This is a genomic window from Streptomyces sp. NPDC048191 (assembly GCF_040652655.1).
Lineage (GTDB): Bacteria > Actinomycetota > Actinomycetes > Streptomycetales > Streptomycetaceae > Streptomyces.
Window position 1 is genome coordinate 1 of sequence record NZ_JBEZMO010000071.1, and the last position, 5,115, is coordinate 5,115.

A 5,115-nucleotide genomic window follows, 5' to 3' on the forward strand; every position below is an offset into this window, starting at 1 on the left:
CCCTGACGGCGATCCCGCTGTCCCTGCCCTGCTCTGCAGGAGTCCGATTCCTCCCCGGCCTGAAGGCCGGGGCATCCTCGGAGGAACCCGGTGAAGACGATCGGAGAAGTGGCCGCGGAACTCGGAATCGAGGCCCACGTGCTGCGGCACTGGGAAGACGTTGGGGCGCTCACCGTGCGTCGCGATGGCAACGGCTACCGCATCTACGACGACAACGCTGTGGAGCAGGCGCGCACGGTACTGAAGCTGCGCCGCGTCGGGCTCTCGTTGCCCGAGGTCACCGCCGCCATGGTGCCGGAGAAGTCGGCGGCGCAGGCGGTCGTGAGAGCGAAGATCGCTCAACTCGAAGGTGAGGTCGCCCAGAGACAGGAGGCAATCACCTTCCTGCTGCACACCGTTGAGTGTCGGCATCGATACCTCGACGACTGTCCGGACTGCGCGACTTTCGTCCGTGAAGCCTGAGCCGCCCACCCGCTGTCCATCAGCCGCCGGACGGTGTCACGGCACGTGAACGCCCTGGTGCCGAACCCCGCAGCTTCAACGTCCCCAGCGCCGAAACCAATCGGCGACGTCAACGAAGGGTTGTCCGAACGGCCTTGAACGGTGCTGGCCGAGACGGAGACCGAGACGGCCGGCGGGACGTGAGCACGTCCGGTACGCCGTCGGAGTCCGGCGCCGCGCGGCCTCTCACGTCGTCTCCGCCCGAAGTGCCTTGTCGATCTCACCCAGTGCGCTGGTCATGCGCGTGTAGGCGTCGGCCGTCAGCGGCTTGACGAAGTACTCCTCCACCACGTTGGCGTGCACGGCCGCGGCTTGCAGGAAGGCCCTGAGTCCCTCAGTGGTCGGTTCCACCAGGGCCACCCTCCGGTCCCCGGGGGACGGGACCCGGCGGACCAGGCCGGCTTCCTCCATGCGGTCGATCAGGCGGGTGGTGCCGCTGCTGGTGAGAGTGAGGTCGTCGGCCAGCTGTCGCTGGGAGACCTCCTCGCCGGGCCGGCGGCAGAGCCGTATCAGCACCTCCAGCATGGTGTGACTGATCCCGCACTCCCGTCGCAGCGCGCTGTCGATGCGCTGTTCCAGCCGGGTGGCGGACTTGATCAGCAGGCCGAAATCCCGGACGAGCCGACTGTTGGCGGCACGGGCGGCGGCTTCCTGGCTGTGCTGGGGCGTGGCGTTCATCGTCGCCGACCCTACTGCTTCCGCACCTACTGCTGTCTCAATTGCTGAGCAGTCAATTGCTGACTAGTCAATGAAATCCTATGGTGGGCACGACCGAGAGCGAGAGGGAGACGCAGTGAATCTGCAGCACTGGCTGGGCCGGGCCACCCACGCGATACGGGACTGGGCCGACACCTTCGGCCCGCACCGGCCCCACCTGTCCCTGACGGTGGACGACGACCGCTTCGCATCGGTCTTCGCAGAGTTCACCGAGCGGCTGAAGAACAACTATCCCTTCTTCCACCCGCGCTACGCGGGCCAGATGCTCAAGCCCCCGCACCCCGCCGCGGTGGTCGGCTACCTCACCGCCATGCTGATCAACCCCAACAACCACGCCTTGGACGGCGGCCCGGCCACCGCCGCGATGGAACGCGAGGTCGTCGCGCAGCTCGCCACGATGTTCGGCTACGACCGCCACCTCGGCCACCTCACCACCAGCGGCACGATCGCCAACCTCGAAGCCCTCTTCGTCGCCCGAGAGCTCCACCCCGGCCGGGGTGTCGCCCACAGCGCCGACGCTCACTACACCCACGGCCGCATGTGCCACGTCCTGGGCATGACGAGCCACCCCGTCCGCACCGACAGCCAGGGCCGCATGGACCTGGACGCCCTGCAGGACGTCCTGCGCACCGGTCGGGTGGGCACCGTCGTCCTCACCACCGGTACCACCGGGCTGGGCGCCGTCGACCCCGTCCACGAAGTGCTGCCGCTGGCCGAGCGTTATGGTGTCCGCGTCCACGTCGATGCCGCCTACGGCGGCTTCTTCACCCTCCTCGCCGGCACGGACGGCCCCGAGGCCCTGCCGCCCGAACCGTGGCGGGCCATCGCGCGGGCAGACTCGGTCGTGGTCGACCCGCACAAGCACGGCCTACAGCCCTACGGCTGCGGCGCCGTCCTCTTCCGCGATCCGGAGGTGGGCCGTTTCTACCTCCACGACTCGCCCTACACCTACTTCACCTCCACCGAGCTCCACCTCGGCGAAATCAGTCTGGAATGCTCCCGCGCCGGCGCCTCCGCGGCCGCCCTGTGGCTCACTTTCCAGCTCCTCCCGCCCAACCCCGACGGCCTCGGTCAGGTCCTGGCTGCCGGTCGCCGAGCCGCCCTGAAGTGGGCCGGCCTGATCGACGCGTCCGACCTCCTGGAGCTCTACCAGCCACCCCAGCTGGACATCGTCACGTACTTCCCCACCGTCGACCCGGCGACCCTCACCGGCATCGACGCGGTCTCCGCCCGCATCCTCGCCGACGGCATGAACAGCCCCGACCCCGTCTACCTCAGCACCCTCAGAGCCGGCCACGAAGCGTTCACGGCCCGCCACCCCAAGATCACCGCAGACGCCGACGGCGCCCGGATCCTGCGCAGCGTCCTGATGAAGCCGGAGTCCGAACACCACGTCGAGTATCTGCACCACCGAGTCGAACAGTTGGCCCACGCCGGCTGACCTCGGCGGAGTGGCCCGCGCGGTCCGGCGCCGCAGGCGCCTTCAGCAGCCCGAGCAGCCGGGCCCAGGCCGCGGCCGGCCGCAGACGCCGGGCACGGACGGTGAGCCGGACGGCCGGCGGGCTCGATCGCGATCGACCGCAGTCGAACCGTCAGCCCGGCATGGGAGCGGTGGTGCCGCCAGTTCTCCCGTGTGGTGGCCCTCCAGGCCGTACTCAGCTGCCCACGCCGGCTTCCCACTTGCGTCGGCGCAGCACATGGTCGCTGAAGAGGTGCCGGCTCCGGTCGAGTAGCTCTCCCACCTCCGCGTCGCCGCGCCGCACATCCGCCGATGGACGCCAGCGCTGCACGGATTGCCCGGCCCAGGTGCGCAGCTTCGTATCCGGGTCCCGCAACAGACCGACCGCGGCCCGTAGCGCCACGATGCCGCCGCGCGCGTCGAGCAGCCGGAACGCGCCGACGCGGACGTGCCGCGGCCGCTCGGAGCTGGTGCGCTCCAGGAGCCAGTCGGCGGGCAGTTCCTCGGCCGAGGGAAGCAGGGCGACGGCCGTCTCGCGGACGACGCCGGCGGCGGGGTCGTCGAGGAGCGGCCACAACTGCTTCGCATCCACGCAGTCCAGTGCCCGCAGCCCCGCCACCGCCCGCGCCCGCACTCCGGCCGCCGGGTGGCCGAGCAGTGGCAGCAGCAGGCGGGCGTCCTGGCGGTTCCCGCACTCGGCCAGCCCGATGACCGCACCCGGCGACAACTCGAGGCTGTCCGGTGCCGTGCACCGCTCCCGGTACCAGGCCGACGGATCACCCCCCTGCTGTCGTACTACATACCGGGCGCAAGCACGCACGAGCGCGGACCGGTCGCTGAGAAACGACTCCGCCTGCTCTGACCGGCCCGCCCGCCGCAGTCCGGTGACGCCGGCCGCGCGGGTACGCGGGTTGCGTGCGGACAGCAGCGGGGGCAGGACATCCTCGTACGCCTCCTCATCCGCCAGAGCCTTGAGCGCCGCTGTGGCGCACAGGTCCTGGACCATCGTGTCCTGGTCCAGGGCGGCCGCGCGGGCCAGTTCCGCGGGACGGAGTAGCCGGCCCTCGACGGCCAGCCGGTACGCGAACCGACGGACGATGCGGTCGCTGTCGGTGAAGAGAACGGCGAACTGCCCACGGGATGCTCGGCGCAGGACCTGGTCGAGCACATCGACGCCGAACGCACCTCTGTCCCGGCGGCCGACGCGAAGGATGAGCGGCGCGAGGCCGAGGGCGGAGTCCATATCGAGGGCCTTGCGCAGCAACTGCCGGGCGCATTCGCGTACTGGGCCTGCCCAGTCGGCGCAGCGGATCACGACCAACGGCAGCAGGCCGGGGTACTGGACCGACCGGCGCACCGCCTCCTGGCGGATGCGTCCGTCGCGGTGGCAGAGGGCGAGTGCGAGCCGGGACTCGCCGAGCTGAGTCAGGTCGGCCGGCAGCGGGGCGGTGTGCTCCCACTCCGGCAGGAACTGCGGCCGGTACCAGGCCACCTCACGCACTCCGGCGTCCAACGCGAGCCAGTCACTGGGGTCGGCGACATCAAGCGTGCTCCGCAGCGGCGCACCTCCCGCGAGCCGCAGTGCCGCCGCTGTCCCGTCCTCGGTGTCCTCAAGCACTTCCGCCCCCTCGCAGCCGTTCCGCTGATCGTAGGTCGCGTTTCGCGCAGGGCGCGCGCAATACGACCCGTGATCGTTTCGCGGACAGCACGGCAGCGGGCCCGTCGTCAGCCTGACCAGCGACCACACCGCGAGCAACCTCCCGTATGGGGCGAGCAAGGGAGCGATGGACGGATCACACTGGCCGCCGCCCGTGAGCTCGCCCACCTGGAAGTGACCTGCAACGCAATCAATCCCGGACCGACCGACACCCGGTGGATGACTGAGGAACAGAAGGCGGAGATGACCAGCACCGGGCCGGCGGGCTGACTGCGGTCGATCGCGGTCGAACTCGGCGGCCGTCCCGCCGCACGGCTGTGCCACCGCTTGCGGCTGACCGCAGGCCGGACCCGGTACTCAGGCTGCTGACGGCGCCGGCGGTGCCGGACCGTGCCCCGCGGGTGCTGGGGGTGGATGAGTTCGCCTTCCGCCAGGGCTGTACCTACGGCACCGTGCTGGTCGACGTCGAGGCCGGCCGGGTCGAGGACGTGCTGCCGGACCGCACCTCCGAAATGTTCGTGGCCTGCCTCACCGAGCATCCCGGAGCCGAGATCATCTGCCGGGACCGGGCCACCACTTACGCCAAGGCGATCAAGGAAGCCGCCCCCAACGCCTTCGAAGTCGCCGGTCAGTGGACCAGCCGTTATCGGCTGGTCCACTGATCCCCCAAGGCCGGTGTCCCTCTAGCGCTTGCCTGTTTCGCCTTCGTGGCGGTCGAGTTCGGTCAGCAGGCGCCGTAGTGATGCCCTGGTGGCGTGGATCTCCTCGTCGGGGATGGCTG

General features: G+C 70.4%; 5 protein-coding genes and 1 pseudogene. 4 read left to right on the forward strand and 2 right to left on the reverse strand.

Annotation, left to right across the window (positions count from 1 at the left end):
• The first annotated feature begins 90 nt into the window (after window positions 1–90).
• On the forward strand, window positions 91–462 hold the full coding sequence (locus AB0D93_RS41250; protein WP_362131826.1) for a MerR family transcriptional regulator: 372 nt from the start codon (window positions 91–93) through the stop codon (window positions 460–462).
• A gap of 225 nt (window positions 463–687) precedes the next feature.
• On the opposite strand, the gene AB0D93_RS41255 is transcribed toward AB0D93_RS41250, so the two are convergent.
• Entirely contained in the window at window positions 688–1,179 is a 492-nt protein-coding gene (locus AB0D93_RS41255; protein WP_362131829.1) for a MarR family transcriptional regulator, read from the reverse strand.
• Window positions 1,180–1,294: 115 nt separating this feature from the next.
• Between AB0D93_RS41255 and AB0D93_RS41260 the strand changes: the two genes are divergently transcribed.
• Window positions 1,295–2,659: an aminotransferase class I/II-fold pyridoxal phosphate-dependent enzyme gene (locus tag AB0D93_RS41260; protein WP_362131832.1), complete on the forward strand. Its 1,365-nt coding sequence runs from the start codon at window positions 1,295–1,297 to the stop codon at window positions 2,657–2,659.
• 214 nt (window positions 2,660–2,873) lie between these two features.
• Here AB0D93_RS41260 and AB0D93_RS41265 read toward each other — a convergent pair whose 3' ends face one another.
• The gene (locus AB0D93_RS41265) at window positions 2,874–4,295 is read right to left on the reverse strand and encodes a hypothetical protein (protein ID WP_362131835.1); all 1,422 of its coding nucleotides are present in this window, start codon (window positions 4,293–4,295) and stop codon (window positions 2,874–2,876) included.
• A gap of 91 nt (window positions 4,296–4,386) precedes the next feature.
• On the opposite strand from AB0D93_RS41265, the pseudogene AB0D93_RS41270 reads away from it, so the two are divergent.
• Window positions 4,387–4,565: pseudogene (locus AB0D93_RS41270) on the forward strand (SDR family NAD(P)-dependent oxidoreductase); the annotation flags it as partial.
• Between the two features lie 179 nt (window positions 4,566–4,744).
• A complete protein-coding gene (locus AB0D93_RS41275) occupies window positions 4,745–4,996 on the forward strand; it encodes a transposase (RefSeq protein WP_362131837.1) in 252 nt (83 codons plus the stop codon).
• The last annotated feature ends 119 nt before the right edge of the window (window positions 4,997–5,115 follow it).

Excerpts from the sequence above, each read along its gene's own strand:
- AB0D93_RS41255 (WP_362131829.1), bottom strand. The coding sequence starts at position 1,179 with ATGAACGCCACGCCCCAGCACAGCCAGGAAGCCGCCGCCCGTGCCGCC.